The organism is Bradyrhizobium sp. CCBAU 53415, from assembly GCF_028128735.1.
GTDB lineage: Bacteria > Pseudomonadota > Alphaproteobacteria > Rhizobiales > Xanthobacteraceae > Bradyrhizobium.
In genome coordinates this window covers 19,018-40,910 of sequence record NZ_LBJF01000020.1, presented here as the reverse complement: position 1 = coordinate 40,910, position 21,893 = coordinate 19,018, and the positions used below count along the sequence as shown (strand labels likewise).

Annotated in this window: 17 protein-coding genes and 1 tRNA gene; 9 read left to right on the top strand and 9 right to left on the bottom strand. The window is 65.4% G+C overall.

What is annotated here, in order from left to right:
• Nucleotides 1-123: 123 nt before the first annotated feature.
• A complete protein-coding gene (mfd, locus tag XH87_RS12670) occupies nucleotides 124-3,642 on the bottom strand; it encodes a transcription-repair coupling factor (RefSeq protein WP_271587527.1) in 3,519 nt (1,172 codons plus the stop codon).
• On the bottom strand, nucleotides 3,639-3,929 hold the full coding sequence (locus tag XH87_RS12665; protein WP_271587526.1) for an FAD assembly factor SdhE: 291 nt from the start codon (nucleotides 3,927-3,929) through the stop codon (nucleotides 3,639-3,641). The genes mfd and XH87_RS12665 overlap by 4 nt, the downstream gene beginning before the upstream one ends.
• Before the next feature lie 219 nt (nucleotides 3,930-4,148).
• Between XH87_RS12665 and recG the strand changes: the two genes are divergently transcribed.
• Nucleotides 4,149-6,257 carry an ATP-dependent DNA helicase RecG gene (gene recG / locus XH87_RS12660; protein ID WP_271587525.1) on the top strand — a complete coding sequence of 703 codons (2,109 nt, stop codon included), beginning with the start codon at nucleotides 4,149-4,151 and terminating at the stop codon, nucleotides 6,255-6,257.
• Nucleotides 6,258-6,466: 209 nt separating this feature from the next.
• Here the strand turns inward: recG and XH87_RS12655 are convergent, their stop codons facing one another.
• From XH87_RS12655 to glmS, 3 genes are all read right to left on the bottom strand, one after another.
• A complete protein-coding gene (locus tag XH87_RS12655) occupies nucleotides 6,467-7,321 on the bottom strand; it encodes an NAD(P)-dependent oxidoreductase (protein WP_271587524.1) in 855 nt (284 codons plus the stop codon).
• 105 nt (nucleotides 7,322-7,426) lie between these two features.
• On the bottom strand, nucleotides 7,427-8,197 hold the full coding sequence (locus XH87_RS12650) for a DUF502 domain-containing protein (RefSeq protein WP_271587523.1): 771 nt from the start codon (nucleotides 8,195-8,197) through the stop codon (nucleotides 7,427-7,429).
• An 84-nt stretch (nucleotides 8,198-8,281) separates the two neighbouring features.
• Entirely contained in the window at nucleotides 8,282-10,108 is a 1,827-nt protein-coding gene (gene glmS / locus XH87_RS12645) for a glutamine--fructose-6-phosphate transaminase (isomerizing) (RefSeq protein ID WP_271587522.1), read from the bottom strand.
• Nucleotides 10,109-10,327: 219 nt separating this feature from the next.
• Here glmS and XH87_RS12640 point away from each other — a divergent pair, with 219 nt between their 5' ends.
• The gene (locus XH87_RS12640; RefSeq protein ID WP_035712218.1) at nucleotides 10,328-10,546 is read left to right on the top strand and encodes a hypothetical protein; all 219 of its coding nucleotides are present in this window, start codon (nucleotides 10,328-10,330) and stop codon (nucleotides 10,544-10,546) included.
• A gap of 6 nt (nucleotides 10,547-10,552) precedes the next feature.
• Here XH87_RS12640 and glmU read toward each other — a convergent pair whose 3' ends face one another.
• Nucleotides 10,553-11,920: a bifunctional UDP-N-acetylglucosamine diphosphorylase/glucosamine-1-phosphate N-acetyltransferase GlmU gene (glmU, locus tag XH87_RS12635; protein ID WP_271587521.1), complete on the bottom strand. Its 1,368-nt coding sequence runs from the start codon at nucleotides 11,918-11,920 to the stop codon at nucleotides 10,553-10,555.
• Between the two features lie 172 nt (nucleotides 11,921-12,092).
• On the opposite strand from glmU, the gene XH87_RS12630 reads away from it, so the two are divergent.
• From XH87_RS12630 to XH87_RS12620, 3 genes are all read left to right on the top strand, one after another.
• Complete coding sequence (locus tag XH87_RS12630) at nucleotides 12,093-13,457, top strand: hypothetical protein (RefSeq protein WP_271587520.1); 1,365 nt, start codon at nucleotides 12,093-12,095, stop codon at nucleotides 13,455-13,457.
• Between the two features lie 133 nt (nucleotides 13,458-13,590).
• Nucleotides 13,591-14,031: an MgtC/SapB family protein gene (locus XH87_RS12625; RefSeq protein ID WP_271587519.1), complete on the top strand. Its 441-nt coding sequence runs from the start codon at nucleotides 13,591-13,593 to the stop codon at nucleotides 14,029-14,031.
• 86 nt (nucleotides 14,032-14,117) lie between these two features.
• Entirely contained in the window at nucleotides 14,118-14,498 is a 381-nt protein-coding gene (locus XH87_RS12620) for a hypothetical protein (RefSeq protein WP_271587518.1), read from the top strand.
• On the opposite strand, the gene XH87_RS12615 is transcribed toward XH87_RS12620, so the two are convergent.
• Nucleotides 14,458-16,017 carry a glycoside hydrolase family 17 protein gene (locus tag XH87_RS12615; protein ID WP_271587517.1) on the bottom strand — a complete coding sequence of 520 codons (1,560 nt, stop codon included), beginning with the start codon at nucleotides 16,015-16,017 and terminating at the stop codon, nucleotides 14,458-14,460. The two genes, XH87_RS12620 and XH87_RS12615, sit on opposite strands and share 41 nt — an antisense overlap.
• 340 nt (nucleotides 16,018-16,357) lie before the next feature.
• Between XH87_RS12615 and XH87_RS12610 the strand changes: the two genes are divergently transcribed.
• The 4 genes from XH87_RS12610 to XH87_RS12595 all read left to right on the top strand — a co-directional run bounded on the left by XH87_RS12610 (nucleotide 16,358) and on the right by XH87_RS12595 (nucleotide 20,889).
• Nucleotides 16,358-16,951, top strand: a complete 594-nt coding sequence (locus tag XH87_RS12610) for a beta-1-3, beta-1-6-glucan biosynthesis protein (RefSeq protein WP_271523026.1) — start codon at nucleotides 16,358-16,360, stop codon at nucleotides 16,949-16,951.
• A 233-nt stretch (nucleotides 16,952-17,184) separates the two neighbouring features.
• Nucleotides 17,185-19,851, top strand: coding sequence for a glycosyltransferase (locus XH87_RS12605; protein ID WP_271587516.1), 2,667 nt, complete (start codon nucleotides 17,185-17,187; stop codon nucleotides 19,849-19,851).
• Between the two features lie 293 nt (nucleotides 19,852-20,144).
• Nucleotides 20,145-20,220, top strand: a tRNA-Lys gene (locus XH87_RS12600).
• Nucleotides 20,221-20,445: 225 nt separating this feature from the next.
• On the top strand, nucleotides 20,446-20,889 hold the full coding sequence (locus tag XH87_RS12595; protein ID WP_271587515.1) for a hypothetical protein: 444 nt from the start codon (nucleotides 20,446-20,448) through the stop codon (nucleotides 20,887-20,889).
• Between the two features lie 87 nt (nucleotides 20,890-20,976).
• Here the strand turns inward: XH87_RS12595 and XH87_RS12590 are convergent, their stop codons facing one another.
• Entirely contained in the window at nucleotides 20,977-21,462 is a 486-nt protein-coding gene (locus XH87_RS12590; RefSeq protein WP_271587514.1) for a hypothetical protein, read from the bottom strand.
• A complete protein-coding gene (locus XH87_RS12585; RefSeq protein ID WP_271587513.1) occupies nucleotides 21,459-21,833 on the bottom strand; it encodes a hypothetical protein in 375 nt (124 codons plus the stop codon). The genes XH87_RS12590 and XH87_RS12585 overlap by 4 nt, the downstream gene beginning before the upstream one ends.
• Nucleotides 21,834-21,893 lie beyond the last annotated feature (60 nt).

Below are 21,893 nucleotides of genomic sequence, written 5' to 3'. Positions count from 1 at the left end.
GCGAGCCACCTCAACGACCACGTCATTGCGAGCGAAGCGAAGCAATCCAGGCTGTCTCCGCGGAGAGATTCTGGACTGCTTCGTCGCAAGGGCTCCTCGCAATGACGTGGTGAGACTGAAGCCCTACGCCGCCTTCTTGCTCTCGGCGAGCTGCGCAAGCTGCCGCATGATCTCGGTGGTGCCGGCGAGGCGCTCCTCCGGGGTCTCCCAGTCCTGCAGGAACACCACCTTCATGTCGGGCCGCACCTTGGCGGCCTGGCCGTGGCTGCGGATGAAGGTCACGAGGCGGTCGGGATAGGCGAAGGAATTGTCGCGGAAGGCGATGACGGCCCCCTTCGGACCGGCGTCGATCTTCTCGACATTGGCCCGGCGGCAGAACGCCTTGATCGCGGCGACCTTGAACAGATAGCGGACTTCGTCCGGCAGCACGCCGAAGCGGTCGCGCATCTCGGCGCCGAAATTCTCGATCTCCTCCTCCGTATCGAGGTCGGCGAGACGCCGGTACAGCGACAGCCGCACCGAGAGATCGCTGACGTAGTCCTCCGGGATGAGCACGGGCATACCGATGGTGATCTGTGGTGACCAGCGGTCGGCAGCGGGCTCGGAGACGCCGGCCTTGAGGTTGACGATCGCCTCCTCCAACATCGATTGGTACAGCTCGAAGCCGACCTCCTTGATGTGGCCGGACTGCTCCTCGCCCAGGAGATTGCCGGCGCCGCGGATGTCGAGGTCGTGCGAGGCAAGTTGGAAGCCTGCGCCCAGCGTCTCCAGCGACTGCAGCACGGTGAGCCGGCGCTCGGCCTGCGCGGTGATCTTCTGCTGCGTCGGCAGCGTGAACAGCGCATAGGCCCGCAGCTTGGAACGGCCGACGCGGCCGCGGAGCTGATAGAGCTGGGCCAGGCCAAACATGTCGGCGCGGTGCACGATCAGCGTGTTGGCGTTGGGGATGTCGAGGCCGGATTCGACGATGGTGGTCGACAAAAGAATGTCGAACTTGCCGTCGTAGAACGCGGTCATGATGTCCTCGATCACGGCGGGCGGCATCTGGCCGTGCGCGACCGCGACCTTCATCTCGGGCACGTTCTTGTCGAGGAAGTCCTTGACTTCGGCGAGGTCGTCGATGCGCGGCACTACATAGAAGGCCTGGCCGCCGCGATAGCGCTCGCGCAGCAGCGCCTCGCGGATCATCAAGGGATCGTGCGGGGCGACGAAGGTCCGCACCGCGAGGCGGTCGACCGGCGGCGAGGCAATGATCGAGAGTTCGCGCACGCCGGTGAGCGCCAGCTGCAGCGTACGCGGGATCGGCGTCGCCGACAGCGTCAGCACGTGCACCTCGGCCCGCAGCGCCTTCAGCCGCTCCTTGTGGCTGACGCCGAAATGCTGCTCCTCGTCGACGATGAGGAGGCCAAGGTCACGGAATTTGATCGCCTTGCCGAGCAGCGCGTGGGTGCCGACGACGATGTCGACGGAGCCGTCGGCCAAACCCTTCTTGACCTGGTTCAGCTCCTTGGTCGGGATCAGGCGCGAGGCCTGCGCCACGTTCACGGGAAAGCCCTTGAAGCGCTCAGTGAAAGTCCTGTGGTGCTGGCGGGCGAGCAGCGTGGTCGGCACCACCACCGCGACCTGCTTGCCATCGAGCGCAACGGCGAAGGCGGCGCGCAGCGCGACCTCGGTCTTGCCGAAACCGACGTCGCCGCAGATCAGCCGGTCCATCGGGCGGCCCTTCTCGAGATCCTTCAGCGTCGACTCGATCGCCCCTAGCTGGTCCTCGGTCTCGTCATAGGGGAAGCGCGCGCAGAACTCGTCATAGAGGCCCTGCTGCACCGGCAGCTTCGGCGCCTCGTGCAGCATGCGCTCGGCGGCGATCTTGATCAGCTCGCCCGCGATCTCGCGGATGCGGTTCTTCAGCTTGGCCTTGCGGGTCTGCCAGCCCGAACCGCCGAGACGATCGAGCTCGACCGTGGTCTGGTCCGAGCCGTAGCGCGACAGCAGCTCGATGTTCTCGACCGGGAGGAACAGCTTGGTCTCGGCGGCATAATGCAGCTCGAGACAATCATGCGGCGCGCCGGCGACATCCAGGGTCTGCAGGCCGATGAAGCGGCCGATGCCGTGCTCGACATGGACGACGATGTCGCCGGCGGCAAGGCTCGTCACCTCCGAGATGAAATTGTCGAGCTTGCGGCTGGCCTTGCGCGGCCGCACCAGGCGATCGCCCAAGATGTCCTGCTCGCTGATCAGCGCGATCTCGTCGGTCTCGAAGCCGCTCTCGAGGCCGAGCACGGCGAGCATGGTCTCGTTCCGCGGCGTCGCCTGCACCGTCCGCCAGCTGTTGACGCTGGTGGTATGGGCGAGCTTGTGGTCACGCAGCATCGAATTCATGCGGTCGCGCGAACCTTCGGTCCACAGCGCGATCACGACCTTCTTGCGCTGGGCCTGCAGCGCCATGACGTGGCTGACCACGGACTCGAACACGTTGACGGTGGTGTCGTTACGCTCCGGCGCGAAGTCGCGTCCCTTGCGCGCACCGGCATCGACGACGCCAGTGCCGTCTGTCGGCACGGAAAATGGCGTCAGCCGCGCCAGCGGGATATCGCCGAGACGCCTGGTCCATTCCTCGTCGGTCAAATAGAGCCGGTCGGGCGGCAGCGGCTTGTAGATCGCGCCGCCGCCGGGATGCTCCATCGCCTCGCGACGGGCCTCGTAATAGTCGAGGATCTGCTTGAAGCGCTCGCGCACGGCGTCCTCGGCCTGTGGCTCGATCGCGACCGCCGCGCCTTGCAGATAGTCGAACAGCGTGTCCATGCGGTCCTGGAACAGCGGCAGCCAGTGCTCCATGCCGGGATGGCGGCGGCCCTCGCTGACGGCCTCATAGAGCGCATCGTCGCGCTCGGGCGCACCGAACTCGGCGACATAGCCCATGCGGAATCGGCGGATGGTATCGGTGACGAGCTGGAATTCCGAGACCGGCACGAGGTCGAGCGAGCGCATGTCGAGCAGCGTGCGCTGGGTCTCGGCGTCGAAGGAGCGGATCGATTCCAGGCTGTCGCCGAAGAAGTCGAAGCGCACGGGCTGGTCGAGGCCGGCCGGAAACAGGTCGAGGATGCCGCCGCGCACAGCGTATTCGCCGGGCTCGCGTACGGTCGAGGAGCGGTTGTAGCCGTTGTGCTCAAGCCAGGCGACGACGGTGTCCATCGGCACCACGTTGCCCGGCGCAACCGACAGTGCCTGCGCCGCGACGAGCTCGCGCGCGGGCACGCGCTGCACGACGGCGTTCACGGTCGTCAGCACGATCAGCGGCTTGTCGCTGCCGGTGAGCGAAGCGAGCCGCGCCAGCGTCGTCAGGCGCTGCGCCAGGATGCCGCCATGCGGCGAGACACGGTCATAGGGCTGGCAGTCCCAGGCCGGGAAGGTCAGCACCGGAAGATCCGGCGCGAAGAAACGCAGCGCCCGCTCGAGCTGCTGCATGCGTCCGCCGTCGCGGCACACCACGGCAAGGCTGACGGCCGGCTTCTTCGGCCGCGCCGCGATCGCCCGCGCGAGGTCGGAGACGATCAGCCCCTCGGCGCCCTCGGCGACATTGGCAAGCGTCACCGCGCGGCCAGGCGTCAGCAGCTCGGCCGGAGATTTCATGCCCTGCTTCATACGTCGCCGTCCGCGATCGGAAACGCCTTGATGCGGGCGAACAGCGCGCCGGTAACGTCGGCTGGCAGTACCTTGTCGCCGGTGATGGCGGCATAGAGATCGGGATCGTTGACCTCGAGCAGGGTCTCCAGCTCGGTCAATTCAGGCTCGGACAGGTTGCCGATCTCGGCATCCGCGAAGCGGCCAAGGATCAGGTCCATCTCGCGCGTGCCGCGGTGCCAGCAACGGAACAGAAGCCGCTTGCGGCGGTCGTCCAGCCCGCTGCTCGATCGTGTCGTTCCCGTCATGTCTCAAATCCAGTCAAACGCAGAAAGCCCGGACGTGCCGGGCCGGGGTGATATAGCCACTCGAGGTGGCCGTGTCAGCCCTTTGTTGCGACAGGTCGCCCATCCGGTCCGTCATGGCCGGGGGGCTATCCCGGCCATCCACGTTGGGGCTGCAAAAAAGACGTGGATGCCCGGCACAAAGCCGGGCATGACGGCGAGGAACGATCTTAGATTCCACGAATGCGCCCCAGCCTGCTCAATCCGCTGTTTGCTCCCGTGACCAGCCTGCCCGGCGTCGGTCCGAAGCAGGACAAGCTGCTGCGGTATCTGCTCAGCCGCAACGAGACGCCGCGGCTGGTCGACCTGCTGCTGCATCTGCCGAGCCAGGTCATCGATCGCCGGGCCCGGCCGAAGATCCGCGACGCGGCCGTCGGAACCATGGTGACGCTGGAGGTCACCGTCGATCGCCACCGCCCGCCTCCGCCGCGCAATGCGCGCGCGCCATATCTCGTCTACGCCAGCGACGACACCGGCGATGTCGTGCTCACCTTCTTCCGCGCCAAGCCCGGCTATGTCGAGAAGCTGCTGCCGGTCGGCGAGAAGCGCTACGTCTCCGGCACGCTGCAAATGTATGACGGCATGCCGCAGATCGTGCATCCCGACCGCGTGCTCGACGAAGAGGCGATTGCAAAGGTCTCCGGCATCGACCCGGTCTATCCGCTGACCGAGGGCCTCGCGCTCGGCTCACTCCGCCGTGCGATCGCGCAGGCGCTGCAGAAGCTGCCGCCGCTGCCGGAATGGATCAGCCCGGAGGTGATGCGACGCTGCAATTTTCCTCCGGTCGCGGAAGCGCTCACGCGCGTGCACCAGCCGATCGAGCTCACAGACATCTTGCCGGACCAGGCGTTCTGGTCGCGCCTCGCCTTCGACGAGCTTCTGGCCGGCCAGCTCGCCCTCGCCCTGATCCGCGCACAGCTGCGCCGCCCCGCCGGCGTCCGCAATGCCGGCGACGGGCACCTGCGCAACATGATCATCGATGCGCTGCCCTATGCGCTCACGCCCTCGCAGCGCAGTGCGGCGGCTGCCATCGCCGACGATCTCAAGCAGCCGGTGCGCATGTTGCGCCTGCTACAGGGCGATGTCGGCTCGGGCAAGACTGTGGTGGCGTTGCTCGCCGCCGCTGCGGTGGCCGAAGTTGGCAAGCAGGCGGCGCTGATGGCCCCAACCGAAATCCTGGCGCGCCAGCACATCAAGACCATCGCCCCGCTCGCCGAGCGCGCCGGCATGCGCGTCGCCATCCTCACCGGCCGCGAGAAGGGCAAGGAGCGGCGCGAGATCATCCGCCAGCTCGCCGCAGGCGAGATCGACCTCCTCGTCGGCACCCATGCGCTGATCCAGGACGATGTGATCTTCAGGGATCTCGCGCTCGCCATCGTCGACGAGCAGCACCGCTTTGGCGTTCGCGAACGCCTCGCGCTCACGTCGAAGGGCGAAGCCGTCGACGTGCTGGTGCTGAGCGCGACGCCGATCCCGCGCACGCTGGTGCTGACCTTTTTCGGCGACATGGACATCAGCGAGCTGCGCGAAAAGCCCGCCGGCCGCCAGCCGATCGACACCCGCGCCGTCGCCATGAGCCGGCTCGGTGAGGTGATGGACGGTGTCGGCCGCGCGCTCGAAACCGGCAAGCTGGTCTACTGGATCTGCCCGCTGGTCGAGGAATCCGAAGCCGAGGGCACCGAGCACCTGACCAACGCGACCAGGCGTTTCGAGAGCCTGCAAAAACGTTTTGGCGAACGTGTCGGCCTCGTCCACGGGCAAATGAAAGGCACCGAGAAGGACCGCGTTATGGGCCAGTTCGCCGCCCACGAGATCGGTCTGCTGGTCGCGACCACCGTAGTCGAGGTCGGCGTCGACGTCCCGGCCGCGACCATCATGGTGATCGAGAATGCCGAACGCTTCGGCCTTGCCCAGCTGCACCAGCTGCGCGGCCGCATCGGACGCGGCTCGGAGGCCTCGACCTGCATTCTGCTCTATGGCGAGCCGCTCGGCGAGATGTCGAAGGCACGCCTGAAAGTGATCCGCGAGACGACCGACGGCTTCCGCATCGCCGAGGAAGACCTGAAGCTGCGCGGCGAAGGCGATGTGCTGGGTGTGCGCCAGAGTGGCCTGCCCGGCTACCGCATCGCGCGCCCGGAGGTGCACGGCCAGCTGATCGCCCAGGCTAGAGACGAGGCGCTGCGGATCCTGAAGGACGATCCGAAGCTGAAGGGCGAACGCGGCGAGGCGCTGCGGTGCCTGCTGTATCTGTACGAGCGGGACGAAGCGATCCCGCTGATCGGCGCGGGTTGAGGCTTCCACAAAGACGGTACCAGAGCGACTCGCAGAGTCTCCTCCCGCGTCATTGCGAGCCAACGGGTCCGCGCGAAGCGCGGCCCGATGACAGGCTCCGCGAAGCAATCCAGAATCCCTCCGTGGAAAGAGGCTGGATTGCTTCGCTCGCAATGACGATCTGGACAAGACATCTGCAACTCGACGGGTTCTGTTCGCGGAGACTGCCCTCATCCCCTCTTCTTGCTCGTCTCGGCAAACGCCTTCAGCAACGCGGCATCCATAGCGTCGCCTTTGGCATCCTCCGCCAGATGCTCGAACCACCGCGCGAAACCCTCGTAGATCTGGCTGGCGGGATGATCGGGTCCGAGGAATCCTGAAATCTCCCGCATCTCGGCGACCCAGCGATAGGCCTTCGGGATCATGTCCGGCAGCGCGACTTCGAGCCGGGCCAGGACCGCGGGCTGGCTCAGCGCAAGCTCGTCGCGCAGCGCATCGGCCGCGCCCGCCTTCGTTGCTGCGACCACCATGGCCGAGCCGATGCCTGCTAGGCCCTTGACGATGCCGGCGTAGGACATTTTGAGCGCCGACGCCGCGCCGACCGGACCTTTGACAATCCGCACGTCGAGGCCGAGATCCTTCAGCACGGCAACGTCGTTGGCGTGCTCGCCGGACATGTAGAAGGCCGGGCTCTTGCCACCTCGTTGCGGCGGAAAGCCGATGATGCCGGCATCGACGAACGGCGCCTGCGCGGAGCCGATGATCTCCTCGATTCTTTGCACGGTGTCGACATTGACCGCATTGCAGTCGACCACGACCGGCTTCTTCGCGCGCCGGACGATCAGCGCGGCGAGACGTTCGGCGAGTGCCACGGCCTCACCCGGCGGCACGATGGAGAGGATGATATCGGCGTCTGCGATCGCGTCATCCTCGGCGCCGACCATGCCGGCGTCCGCCGCCCGTTTCAGCGTCGCTTCGCTCCGGCCTTTCAAGGAGGTCAGCACGCGCGCGCCGTTTTCGCCGAGGCGGCGGGCCACGGCGCTGCCCATGGCGCCGGGGGCGAGGATCGCGATTGTTTTGGACATCGTGCACTCCAGGTCGAATTCCGAGCGCGGCGCTCAGTTCGACCGGAACACTAGCAGAGGATGCGGGTCCTTGCGTGAACGCGGCCATCGCGCGAGGGAATGGCCCTACTCCACCTTCGCAGGCTCGGGCTGAAGCGTGGAGGCATTTGCAATCCGCGCGGCGTTGGCCATGCCCGCCAGCGCGGCCGCCTTCTTCGGGTCGGGTGCCGAGCCCGGCTGCACCACGCCGGCCGACATGATCAGCGTGGCTGCGTCCTCGGCGGTGAGATCGACCTCGATGATCTTGCTCTTCGGAACATAGAAGAAGAAACCGGTTGTCGGGTTCGGCGAGCACGGCAGGAATACCGAGACGTGCTCCTCCTGTCCCGGCAGGTTGCGCGCGATGTCCTCGCTCGGCGATTGCGAGATCAGCACGATCGACCACATGCCCGGCGAGGGAAACTCGACGAGGCCGACTTTGCGGAAGCTCGAGCCCTTACCCGAGAACAGCGTCTCGAACACTTGCTTCAGGCCACGGTAGATGGCGCGGACGGCCGGGATCCGGCCGAGGAACGTTTCGCCGACATCGACCAGCGTCCGGCCGATCAGATTGGCCGCGAGGAAGCCGACCAGCGTCAGCGTGAAGAATGCGACAATGAGTCCCCAGCCGGGCACGCCATAGGGCAGATAGGTCTCGGGCCGGTAGGCCAGCGGCACGAACGGCCGCACCACGCCATCGACCCAGGTGACGAACCACCAGACCAGATACAGGGTAATTGCGATCGGGCCCGTTACGACGAGGCCGGTGAGGAAATAGTTGCGGAAGCGGCCCATCAGGCCGGTATGCGGTTCCGGGACGGGATCAAGGGGCGCAGGCGCGTCGTCGCGGGGGGTCATTCGGGTTCCAGGTCGGTCGCTGCAAACAAGCTAGGGTCTTCTAGCAGGTTTTGGAAGACTGCGACCGACCGATATCCCGTCTGCCTATTCCACGGTCACCGACTTGGCGAGGTTGCGAGGCTGGTCGACGTCGGTGCCCATGACGACAGCCGTGTGATAGGCGAGCAACTGCACGGGGACGGCATAGACCATCGGCGTGAAGGCCGCCGCCATGTCGGGCATGACGATGGTGACGAGGGACTCGACGGTCGCCTCCTCCGCGCCCTTGGCGTCCGTCATCAGGATGATATTGCCGCCACGCGCGGCGACCTCCTGCATGTTCGAGACGGTCTTCTCGAACACCCGGTCGTAAGGCGCGATGACGACGACAGGCATGGTCTCGTCGATCAGCGCGATCGGTCCGTGCTTGAGCTCTCCGGCCGCATAGCCTTCGGCGTGGATGTAGGAGATCTCCTTCAGCTTCAGCGCGCCTTCGAGCGCCAGCGGGAAGCTGGTGCCGCGACCGAGATAGAGCACGTCGCTCGACTTGGCGATCCTGTGCGCGAGCTTTTCGATCTGGAGTTCGGTGGTGAGCGCGTCTGCCATCAGGCGCGGGACCTCGACGAGGCCATGGACCAGCTTGGTCTCGTCCTCGTCGGACAGTTCGCCTCTAGCCTTGCCGGCCGCAATCGCAAGGTTTGCCAGCACCATGAGCTGGCAGGTGAAGGCTTTGGTCGAGGCGACGCCGATCTCGGGTCCCGCCAGCGTCTGCAGCACGGTCTCGCTCTCGCGCGCGATCGTGGAGGTCGGCACGTTGACGACGGCGACCGTGTGCACGCCTTGAGCCTTGGCATAGCGCAGCGCGGCCAGGGTGTCGGCGGTCTCGCCGGACTGCGAGATGAAGACGGCCAGATCGCCCTTGCGCAAGGGAGCCTCGCGGTAGCGGAATTCGGAGGCAACATCGACCTCGACCGGTACGCGCGCAAAGCGCTCGAACCAGTATTTTGCGACGAAGCCGGCATAGCTCGCGGTGCCGCACGCCGTGATGTTGACGCGCTGGATGGTCTTGAAGTCGAACGGAAGCTCGACCGGCAGCGAGACGCGCTCGGTCGCCATGTCGACGTAGCGCGCCAGCGTGTGGCCGACCACTTCCGGCTGCTCGTGGATCTCCTTCGCCATGAAGTGGCGGTAATTGGCCTTGTCGACCAGCGAGGTCGAGGCGGCGTGCCTGATCTTGTCGCGCTGAACGGCGTAGCCGTCCTTGTCGAAGATCGTCGCGCTGTTGCGGGTCAGCACGACCCAGTCGCCGTCTTCGAGATAGCTGATCGTGTCGGTGAACGGGCCGAGCGCGATGGCGTCGGAGCCGAGATACATCTCGCCGTCGCCGTAGCCGATCGCCAGCGGCGGACCGTTGCGGGCGCCGATCATGAGATCGTCGTCGCCGGCGAAAATGAAACCGAGCGCGAAGGCGCCGCGCAGCCGCGCCAGCGTCAGCTTCACGGCCTCGACCGGCTTGTTGCCGCGCGCGAGCAAATCGTCGACGAGATGCAGCACGATCTCGGTGTCGGTCTCGGTGTGGAACACCGTGCCCTTCGTCTCGAGCTCCTCGCGCAACTCGCGGAAATTCTCGATGATCCCGTTGTGGACCACGGCGACGCGCTCGGTCGCGTGCGGATGGGCGTTGTTGACGGTCGGCTTGCCGTGAGTGGCCCAGCGGGTGTGACCGATCCCGGTCGTACCCTTCAATGGCTCCGCCTCGAGCCGCTTCTCCAGGTTCTTCAGCTTGCCCTCGGCGCGGCGGCGCTCCAGGTGCTTGCCTTCGAGCGTGGCGACGCCCGCGGAATCATAGCCGCGATATTCAAGACGTTTGAGCGACTCCACCAATTGCTCCGCAACCGGCTTGCGCCCGAGAATGCCGACAATCCCGCACATGCGGATCACTATCCCCCAAATCGCCGAAAAATCGCCTAAACGACGCGGTCGGTTTTAGCGAAACTCCTACGGAACCAGATACTCAATAATTATTGCTGATTGAGACAGCGCCAGATCACACCGAGCCTCGCCTGCGTCGATCTGGCCGGCCCTTAATCTTTTCATGTTAACTCACTATCAACATGTTTGGCCAACGATTCCCGCCCAGGAGAGACGGCCATGAGAAGCTCATCCGACCGCAAAGGCCTGTCGTCGTTGCATGTGCGCGCCAGCGAGACCTCGGGCACGCACCTTGCGCATTGGCCGCCGCCCCAGCGCGGCAAGGAAAGCAAGCCCGTCTTTGTCAAGCATTCCCAGGGCGAGCCGGTCAAGCGCGCCAAGCCGCGCGGCTGGCGCCTGACCCGCGCGATCTTCTCCGAATTCGCGGACGACGAATAGCGGCGCTCACTTCTCCGGCTTCTTTTCGAGAGCCTTGCCGCCCGTCTTCATCTCCCGATAGCGTGTCGCGCCGCCTTCCCGAATGGTCTGCTGGCTGCGCTCCAGCGCCATCGCGTCGTCGGGCACGTCGCGGGTGATCACCGAGCCGGAGCCGATATAGGCGCCGTTGCCGATCGTCACGGGGGCGACGAGCGAGGAGTTGGTGCCGACGAACGCGCCCTGCCCGATCACCGTCTTGTGCTTGCCAAAGCCGTCGTAATTGCAGGTGATGGTGCCTGCGCCGATGTTGGATTTGGCGCCGACGATCGCATCGCCAATGTAGGCGAGATGATTGGCTTTCGCTCCCGCCTCGAGAGTCGCGGCCTTGGTCTCCACGAAGTTGCCGATTTTGGCGCCTTCGCCGAGCGAGCTGCCCGGCCTCATGCGCGAGAACGGACCGACAGACGCGTTCCTGCCAATCGAGCTCTGCACCATGTGCGAGAAGGAATGGATCACCGCGCCGTCGGCGATCGAGACACCCGGACCGATGACCACGAACGGCTCGATGGTGACGTCCTTGCCGAACACGGTGTCGGCGGACAGGTACACCGTCTCAGGCGCGACCAGCGTGACGCCGGCCTCCATCGCCGCCTTGCGCAGCCGCTCCTGCATGACGCTTTCCGCCTCGGCGAGCTGTGCCTTGGTGTTGATGCCGCGCACCTCGTCTTCACTGGTCTCAATCACGACGGACTCCCATCCCTTTTCGCGGACGATGCCGACTGCGTCCGTCAGATAATATTCGCCCTTGGAATTGGCATGGCCGATCTCATCGAGGATCTCGAGCGCGCGGCGGCCGTCGACCGCCATCAGGCCGGCATTGCACAGATCGATCCTGCGCTCCTCTTCACTGGCATCGGCCTGCTCGCGGATCGCGACCAGGCGGTCGCCCTCGACGATGAAGCGGCCGTAGCCGGTCGGATCGGCGGCGCGAAAACCCAGCGCGGCGATCGTGGCGCCTCGGGCGAGCGGTTCACGCAGCCGCGAGAAGGTCTCGGCCGAGATCAGCGGCGTGTCGCCGAACGCAATCAGGAGATCATCGACGCCCCGCGCAATCGCCTCGCGCGCCGCCAGGACCGCATGCGCGGTGCCAAGCCGTTCGCTTTGCACGAAGGTGAGCGCGTCGGGTCGGCTGCGCCTCGCCTCCTCGGCGACGGCCCGGTGATGGGGACCGATCACGACTGCGAGCGATGTGCCGGTTCCCTTGGGTGCGGCGGCGAGCACATGGGCGAGCAGCGTCTGATGTGCGACGGGATTCAGCACTTTCGGCAGGCTCGATCGCATGCGCGTGCCTTCGCCGGCGGCGAGCACGATCGTGAGGCTGGAACGGACGGTCATCGAAATCCTGTCAGATACGGCCGAATCGATTGGCGCGGCAGGCGGCAGACCGCCCTGATGCTCCCGCCTTGCTACCCCCGCAAACGCCCGGAATTCAAGTGCGGGGCGCAATTCCTGTTAATGTTCCCTGATTGATTCGGGGAAGCCGCACAGGGCTGGGCACTTAAGATTCATGGCAAAGGATTCCGACCCACTGGCGGATGCCTTCGGCACCAAGGAGACCGGCGGGCTGTTCTCCGGACTTCTGGCCGAGGAGAACGCGTTCGACCGGCGCGTGATGTGGCGGCTGGGCTCCTGGGGGGTGACGGCCGTGGGCGCGGTCGTCATTGCGGTGATGGCCAACCAGGCCCAGTTGGGCTGGCGGCGCGACCAGGTTGCCTCCGCCGATCTCGCGCGGCAGGCCGACCGGCTCCAGATGCTGACCAAGGAGAGCCAGAACGAGGCCCGCCGCCTTGCCGCCGCGATCGAGACGCTGAACACCGATCGCGACCGGCTCTATTCGCGCGTCACCGTGCTGGAGCAAGGGCTTGATTCCGTCACCGGTGCCATCGCCCGGCAAACCGCCACGCCGCCGCAGGACGCGAAGCCGCAGGACGCAGCGCCGGCGACTGCAGCTCCCAGCGTCGCGCCGGTCGCCTCGACCCCAACCACGGCGGGCGAGAAGCCGCGCACCGAAGCCGCCAGGGATGCTCAGAAGGACAGTCCGAAGGAATCGCTGAAGGAGCCGTCGAGCCCGCCGCCGCAGACCGCGGCCGCCGCCTCGCTCATGCAACAGACGCCGGCAATGAATTCGGCGCTGCCGACCATTCCTCCGGTGTCGTCCAGGTCGCTCGTGGCGCCGACGGATCCGGCCATATCGAAGCTGGTTCAGCCCGAGGCAGCCGAGAAGAAGCCCGCTCCGGCCGATCTCGCCGCGGCAGCACCAAAGCCACCGGAAGCAGCCGAGAGCGAATCCTCTGCGATCGCAGTCCAGCAGACGCGTTTCGCGATCGATCTCGGCGGCGCCAACTCGATCGACGGCCTGCGCGCGATCTGGCGCGGGCTGACCAAGTCCAATCCGGAGATCGCGGCGCTGCGGCCGATCATCATGATCAAGGAAGGCGCCACCGGCCTCGGCATGCAGCTCCGCTTAGGGGCCGGCCCCCTGGTCAACGCCGCCGTCGCCGCAAGGTTCTGCGCGAGCCTCGCCGAGAACGACCGTCATTGCGAGACCACCGTATTCGACGGTCAGCGCCTGTCGATGCGTGGCGGCCAGGAAAAGGGACAAGAGAAGGGCCAGGAAAAAGCGCAAGAGAAGACCCAGGACAGGGTTCAAGAGAAGAGCCCGGAGAAGAAGCAGGACGCGGTGCCACAAGCCGAAGCTGCGCCGGCCGCAAAGCCCGAAAAGCCGCAGCGCCGCCGCAGCCACTCCTCGAAACGATCCAAGCACGAAGAGCCCGCGCCCGCTCCCGCGGCGCAGCCTGCGCCGGCGCCGGCGAAACCGGAGGCAGCATCGACGTCCGCGGGATCGACGCTGTCGTCCTTCTTCAGGCGGTAACGCCTCCCGTCCCGGACGGAGGCTGCGGGCATGCGACCAACGGACGCTTGGACCTGAGTCGCGCTTCGCAGCAAGTTCGCGATCACATCCGACGAGCTCCGAGCGTCGCCCCTTCTGAAACGCGTGGGTTTTCATGAACGAGCTGGATGATGTCCTGAGGCTTCTCGTCGCGGCCGGAACAGGGCTGCTGATCGGCATCGACCGCGACGTGAACGACAAGCCGGTGGGCATGCGAACCCTGGCGCTGGTGGCTCTCGGCTCCGCGCTGGTTTCGATCTCGGTGATCGAGTTCCAGGACCTGCGCGACCACCCGGATGCGATCTCCAGGGTCATTCAGGGCGTCGTTGCCGGCGTGTTGACCGGCGTCGGCTTCATCGGGGCAGGCGTCATCCTGCACGACGCCAAGGCGAAGACGGTTCACGGCCTCACCACGGCCGCAACGGTCTGGATCGCGGCCGGCCTCGGCATTGCGTGCGCATTGGGAGCCTGGCTGCTCGTCGGAGCAACCATCGCGGTGACGTTGCTCGTGCTGTTCGTGCTTGGCTGGGTCGAGCGCCGGCTGGGGCTGAAGTAATTCCGGCGTCGGCAGGAAACATCCGACCATACAGAAGCGTCGCCTGCCCTGTTGCCTGCCCGCCCCATCCCGACCATATTGCCCCCATGACAAAGAAGCCTTTTCGCCTCACGCCCTACCAGGTGCAGTTCCTGATCGTCGTCGGCTTCGTCGCCGTCGGCTATGCCAGCTACTTGCGCTATCTCGGCATCGAGCTCTCGACGGTCGCGCTCGCCTGCGACGCCGGCCTGCAGACCGCGATCTGCAAGGCGCGATCGGTTGCGACCGTCCTGTTCAAGAATTCGGTGTTCGGCATCGTCGCTCTGGTGGTGGCGACGCTGAACCTGATGCGGCCGTCGATCGTGCTGCTCACCGTCGGCATCGTCGCCGCCGGTCTCGGCATCGTGCTCTACAATGTCGTTTTGTCGGGCCTGGCGATCGGCCTGTTCATTCTCGGATTTGCTCGGCCCGCGCCCGCCACAGCGTGAGCGCGAACAACAGATAGATCGCGCAGGTCCACAGCGACTGCCAATTGTAGCGGCCTTCGTTGACCAGCACATAGGCGGCCGAAAGCGTCAGCACGCCCGCGAACACCGATTCCGCGATCGGACGCTGGCCGACCTGCGGCCGGTTCAGCATCAGCAGCGCAAACGGCACCACCGCCATCGTCAGCGAGGCGTAGGGAAAATCCTTGTAGCGCGGGTCGAACACGAAGCCGAGCGCGGTCTGCGCCGCGATCACCGCCGTGACCGCCAGCGTCAGGCCGAGAACGGCGGTGAGCTTCGACCATTTCCGGCCCTCGCGCGGGCCGAGCAGATCAAGGAAGGTCGGAAGGCTGCGGCCGATCACCATGGCCTGTGCGCAGAAGATCGGCGACAGGATGCCGGCGAGCAGCAGCGCGCCCCAGAGCAGCCAGCCGCCGATGCCGTAGCTCTCGTAATACATTTTGTCGGCGCCGATCCCGAGCAGGATACCCGCCGTCGTCGCCGAGATGCCGACGCCGAGCCAGGCCGAGAAGCGTGGCGTCCACGGCCGCCGGCGCAGCGTGACCATCGCGACCGCGAACACCAGCACGCTGAGGCCCATGCCGGCGCCCATGTACCATTTCCAGTACGGGAAATTGCTGATCGGCTGGCCGGGCGGATATTTCAGATTTCGCCGCACCGAGTCGTACAGGCCCCAATAGCCGCCGACGGTGCCTTCCAGCTTGCGCTTCCACGGCTGGTCGTAGGACTCGATCAGATTGACGCGAAACTTCTGCGCCTTCGCAAGGCTCAGGATTTCCGAGACGACGCGCGCCTGGTTGGTGCGCGACGGCAGCGCGCCGTCGCGCATACGGCCCTCGCTCGGCCAGCCGGTTTCGCCGATCAGGATCTCCTTGCCGGGAAACGCCACCGCCATGCGCTCGCGAATCGACTCGACATGGGCGGCAGCGAATTTCGCCTTGATGGGGAAATCCTCCCAATAAGGCAGGATGTGGATCGTGACGAAGTCGACGGCGTCGGAGACCTCGCGGTTCTTCAGCCAATACTCCCAGACGTCGGCATAGGTGACGGGCACGCTGACTTGCGCCTTCACCAGGCGGATGATCGAGACGAGGTCCGCCGTCGTCATCTCGCCGCGCAGCAGCACCTCGTTGCCGACGATGACTGCGGTGATGATGTCCGGGAATTCCTTGGTGAGGCGCACGGCGAGCGCCGCCTGCGCGAAGTTCTTGGCTCGGTTGCTGGAGAGCCAGATGCCCTGCAGCACCTTCAGCCCGCCGACCTTGGCGGCGATCGCCGGCACCTGGTCGAGCCCGTTCTCCATCGAATAGGTGCGAACGCAGTCGGTGATCTCTTTGAGCTGGCGCAGATCCTGCTCGATCTGCTCGGCCTCGATGTGAGTCCAAGCGTTCAGCGGCGACTGCTCGCCGCGGAACGGCGCGTAGGAGACGCATTGGACCTTCTCGGCGGGATCGATCGGAGCGCGCGCGAGCGTGATTGGCGTCGCCAACCACCACCACACGGCAGCGATCACACCCAGTGAAACGAGCAGAAGCGCCAGTGGCGTACGAAGAGAAATCGGTCCCGTCCTCCGCGAAGGGCCCGTCGATTACCTGCTTGCACGCCGTCTGCCAAGGGGGTGCCCAAATGCCGATCCACTCTGCGGATCCGCTCCTCCCCCAAAGGAATGCGGCCGGGCTGTTCGACCGGGCTGTAGGATCGTGACTTTGCTGGACAAAATTCGAAATACAGGTCATGGACTCCGAAAGACTTTTCCGCCGCATTGGAGACCCATTTGGACGCCATCACCGGCGCGTCCGCGGGATCCTGACGCGGACGGCAGCGGATACATTGGGGAATTCATGCGGCAACGGGTGTTCGAGTTACGAAACGCGGTCCTGCGGCAGTTCGCCGCCACCTTGGCCGTCTCCTCCTTGCTCGTTCTGACTGGTGTTGGCGGCGCCTCCGCCCAGAGCGGCGCACCAGCCCCCGACCAGGGCAAGGCCGCCGCCCAGCCCGCCGACGCTGCCAAGGATGCCGCCCAGAACCAGCGCCGCACCGACGAGTTCGCCGAAGCAGCCAAGGTGATCAACGGTCCGGCCGGCAATCCCGAATGCGTCTGGCTCGGCCGGCGCGTGGTCCGGCTGATGTGGCGCGACGACCTCGATACCGCGTTCCGCCATCTCGACCTCTACGACCGCTTCGGCTGTCCCGGCGGCCACATCCAGGCCGCCTTCCGCTGCCTGACCCGGTTCGGCGCCCAGATCGATCCCAAGGTGGCCGAGACTCTGGACAGCCGCGTGCACGCATGCTGGATCAACCCGGCCGCCCAGCCGCAGCAGGCGGCGGCCGCGGCCTCCCAGCCGGCGGCACCGGCGGCAGCCAATTCGCCGGCGCCGCAGCCGGCCGCGAGCCCCTCGCCTGCGGCAAGCCCCTCGCCGGCGCCCCCGAAATAGCCCAAGGTCTTGAATAGTCACTGCTCGTTTCAGCTGTCGTTCAGGAACGATCGGCCATAGAGACGGTTGGCACTGCCGCGCGTCGTTCGAAAAGGCATGCCCTCATAAGGACATGAGGCCATGACAGTTGTGAAACCGCGCGGCAGAGTTATGCTCCCTTTGCCGCGGACTCGGTCGGATCTCGGGGTCGGATCCGCTTCCCTGCCACCTCAGCCCCTTTTGGTTTAGCCGCGATGCGCGTTGTCGCCGCCGTTCTGTTGCTCGTGTCTGCGCTCCATGCAGGGCTGTGGGGAGTCTTGCGCGACAGGGAACCCGCGCCCGATTTCAACGGCCTCCTGCCCAGCGTCTCCTACGCGCCGTTCGAGGGCTCGGCCCACCCCGACATCGACAACATTCCGACCGTCGAAAAAATCCGCGCCGACATGAAGACGCTGTCGACGATGACGCGCGCGATCCGCCTCTATTCGTCCACGGGCGGCGTGGAACTGGTGCCGCCGATCGCGGCCGAGTTCGGCCTCAAGGTCACCGTCGGCGCCTGGATCGACAAGGACAAGGACCGCAACGAGCGCGAGATCAAGGCCGCCATCGAGCTCGCCCGCAAGAACAGCAACGTCGTCGGCGTCGTGGTCGGAAACGAGGTGATCTACCGCGGCGAGCAGAAGGTCGAAGACCTCATCGAGATGATCAAGAAGGTGAAGGGCGCGGTCCGCGTGCCCGTCACCACCGGCGAGATCTGGAACATCTGGCGCGACAATCCCGACCTCGGCTCCAACGTCGATTTCATCGCTGCGCACGTGCTGCCCTATTGGGAAAACTTCCGCTCGGACCAGGCGGTCGACCAGGCCGTCGACCGCTACAACCTGCTGCGCAACCTGTTCCCCGGCAAGCGCATCGTGATCGCCGAGTTCGGCTGGCCGAGCCAGGGCTACAATTTGCGCAACGCCGACCCGGGCCCGTTCCAGCAGGCGCTGGTCCTGCGCAACTTCGTCTCCCGCGCCGAAGCCATCGGCATGGAATACAACATCGTCGAGGCGATCGATCAGCCCTGGAAATATTTCGAAGGCGGCGTCGGTCCGTATTGGGGCATCCTCAACGCCAGCCGCGAGCCGAAATTCGCCTGGACCGGCCCGGTGGAAAACCCCGACTATTGGAAGCTGATGGGCATCGCGCTGCTGGTCGGCATCCTGCTGTCGCTGCCGATCCTGCGGATCGAGAAAGCGACCGCGAAACAGGCCTTCCTGCTGTCGGCGACCGCCAACGGTGTCGGCGCCTGGGCCGCGACCGTGTTCGCGTTCTGGAACAGCCACTACTTCATCTTCGGCTCGGCCTTCGCGCTGACGCTCGGCATGATCCTCCTTGTTCCTCTTGTTCTCATTGCGATGGCGCGCATCGACGAGATTGCAGCGGTCGCCTTCGGCCGGCCGCCGCAGCGGCTGCTCGGCAAGGGCAAGCCGGTCGCGAACGTTCCCGAGAATTACTATCCGAAGGTCTCGATCCACATCCCCGCTTATTTCGAACCGGTCGAGATGCTCAAGCAGACGCTGGATGCGCTGTCGCGGCTGAACTACCCGAACTACGAATGCGTGGTCATCATCAACAACACGCCGGACCCCGCCTTCTGGCAGCCGATCCAGGATCATTGCCGCGCGCTCGGTGAACGCTTCAAGTTCATCAACGCCGAGAAGGTGCAGGGCTTCAAGGCCGGCGCGCTGCGCATCGCAATGGACCGCACCGCCGCCGATGCCGAGATCATCGGCATCCTCGATGCCGACTATGTCGTCGAGCCCGACTGGCTTAGGGATCTCGTGCCGGCCTTCGCCGACCCGCGCGTCGGCCTCGTGCAGGCGCCGCAGGAACATCGCGACGGCGATCTGTCGATCATGCACTACATCATGAACGGCGAATATGCCGGCTTCTTCGACATCGGCATGGTCCAGCGCAACGAGGCCAACGCCATCATCGTGCACGGCACGATGTGCCTGATCCGCCGCGCCGCCATGGACATGGCCGGCGGCTGGTCGAGCGACACGATCTGCGAGGATAGCGATCTGGGCCTTGCGATCCAGGAGCTTGGCTGGACCACGCACTACACCAACACGCGCTATGGCGCAGGCCTGCTGCCCGACACCTACGAGGCCTTCAAGAAGCAGCGGCACCGCTGGGCCTATGGCGGCCTGCAGATCGTCAAGAAGCACTGGCGCCGCTTCCTGCCGGGTGCGAGCCGGCTGACGCCCGACCAGAGGCGCGAATATGGCCTCGGCTGGCTGAACTGGCTGGGCGCCGAAAGCCTCGGCGTGGTGGTGGCGCTGCTCAACCTCGTCTGGGTGCCGATCGTCGCCTTCGCCGACATCGCCATCCCCGACAAGATCCTGACGCTGCCGATCATCGGCGCCTTCATCGTCTCGCTGGCCCACTTCCTGTCGATGTACCGCGCCCGCGTCGCGATCAAGCCCGGCCAGATGCTGGGTGCTATGATCGCCGCGATGAGCGTGCAGTGGACGGTGTCGCGCGCGGTGGCGCAGGGCCTGATCACCGAGCACATCGCCTTCGCCCGCACCTCCAAGGGCGGCCTGTCCAGGATGTCGATCGAGTTCCAGGCGTTCTGGGAGGCCGTGATCGGCACCCTGCTCGTGGTCGGCGCCGGCGTGCTGGTCGCCTCCAACAGCTTTCGGCAGATCACCGAGATCTACATCTTCGCCGGCGTCCTGGTGCTGCAAAGCCTGCCGTTCCTGGCCGCGGTCGCCATCGCCATCCTCGAGCTCAGCCGCATCAACTCGTTCCAGTTCTGGCACGACAGCGCGATCCGAACCGCAGAGCTGATCGGCCTGCGCCCAGTCGCGCTGCCGCCCGTTGGCGCGCCGCAAGCCGTGCCGAGCGAGATGCGGCGGGAGACGAAGTGACGGCCGGCAGGCTATCCTCGCTCTTCAGAGTGGATGGCGGCCCGCCAATCAGGTTGAGAATTCCAGCTTAAGCTGCGGATGGCGCGAGCGAATCCCCGCTCCCGCCATGAACTTTGGCAGCGGCCGGCACTATTGACCTCCGCGGCCACTCCCCCTACACAGCGCGGGCCGACAGCATGATCCGGAAACGGCCGGTTTTCCCCGCACCGCAAGTCGAGCGTTGCGGCAAGACATGCTTCTCGAAATGACCGAACACGATGGCGATCTCTTTTCGAAGCCATCGGCGGCCATGGGAGCGCGTAGCTCAGCCGGTAGAGCACGTGACTTTTAATCACGGGGTCCTGGGTTCGAGCCCCAGCGCGCTCACCAAAAACTGCAAACTCTTCAATATCTTGTACGGCCTGTCGGATGACCCCTCAAAGGGCCGCCGACCTCGTGTCCGCACCGTGTCCGCATGGGCCTCCCGATTTCCTCGCTGGTGGCGCTAGCAGCTAATCTCCCATTACATGCTTGCATGTGAGGTTGACATTGGCGCCCATTACATGCTTGCATGTAACTGCACAATAGGTGCAATCATATTCAGGAGGACTGACAATGAAGCGCATTGTGAACGGTGTCACCTACAACACAGAAACCTCAACTGCTCTGGCCGAAAGCCGGTGGGAGGGTGATGATGACGAGCGATTTGGTACGCTCTATCAAACGCGCGGAGGCGCCTATTTCGTTGACGTCGAGGTTACGGCGCAAGTTTGGAATCAGCGCGCCGCGGCCATGGAGCAAAAGGTAACGCACGTCTTCGAGCCGCTGAGTCCCGAACAGGCGCACCAGTGGATGCTCGAAGGCGAGGTGGAGGTCTTCCACAACCCATTTGAAGACCCTCCGGAAGCATCAGCGGAAGCGGAGCCAGCAGCCACCATCTACATCCGCGTGCCAGCCTCTCTAAAGCAGCGCGTCGACGAGGCGGCCCGAGGAGCCAAGCTGTCGGGCAATGCTTGGGCCATGAGGTGCATCGAGAGATGCCTTGAGGCGCAGAGCTAGGGACGCCGCCCAGACCGAAAAAAAGAGCCCGGCGCGAAGGCCGGGCTTTTCACTTGGGGAATATTGGCGGGTCTCGACCGGACCCGTCTATGATGACGCCGGCCTCGGGATCTGCCTCGCGGTGCGATCCAGTTTTTGGATGCGCTCAAGCAGCTCATGAAGGCAAAACGAGATGGCGTCGAAACCCTCTGCATCTTTAGAAACAGAGGCGCCGTCGAGCAACCGAATCCCGACGAGCGTCATCTGTTCGAGGCACCATATCCCGTCGAGAACATCATCTTTCGGGGTCGGGTGGGTATTCATGCCGGCCTCGGGATCTGCCTCGTCGACCGTCCCAGCGTCCGGCCCCGCCTCGTTCTCTGGCACGAGGTTGGCTCGCAGCTTCTCGATCCGGTCCAAGACGTCGTGAACGCTAAACAGCAGCGTGGACGTCTCCTCCTCCGCCAGCCGGTAGTAACCGCCGGAATCGTCCTTCTGGAGATTCTGGGCCGACCGCATCGCGACTTGTCCCATCACCGCAATGTCGGCGAGGCTTCGGTCGATACCTTCGAGATGTTGCTGATGATTGCTCATGCCGCCACTCCGAGGTTCCGCAGCGCACCGGAAACGTTCTGGAGGCAAAAGAAGTACCAGTGACGCAGGCGACCGTCGTCGTCGGATTCGAGATCGGGCCACGCCTCCCCGTCGGTGTCGCCGTTCAAGGCATAATCGATAAGGGCGAGCAGGCCCGCCATCGTGGTTGGCTCGACATTGGCCAGCGCGGCGGCTGTATCCTCCAGCGCATCGCCGGCACGATCCATGGCACTCTCGGCCTCAGTGATCCTGGGATGCTTCGAGCCCACGCCGAAGGCATTCTCGGCCGCGGCGTGCTGTTTGCAGGCCGCCGCCAAGGCGGCGCGCGCGACGCGGTCTTTCTCGATCAACGCAAAGATTGGGTCTGTCATGGAAACGTCCTCCGTTGTTGTGGTTGCCCGAGGCGGAAAACCCCTTCCCCTCGGCCGGCA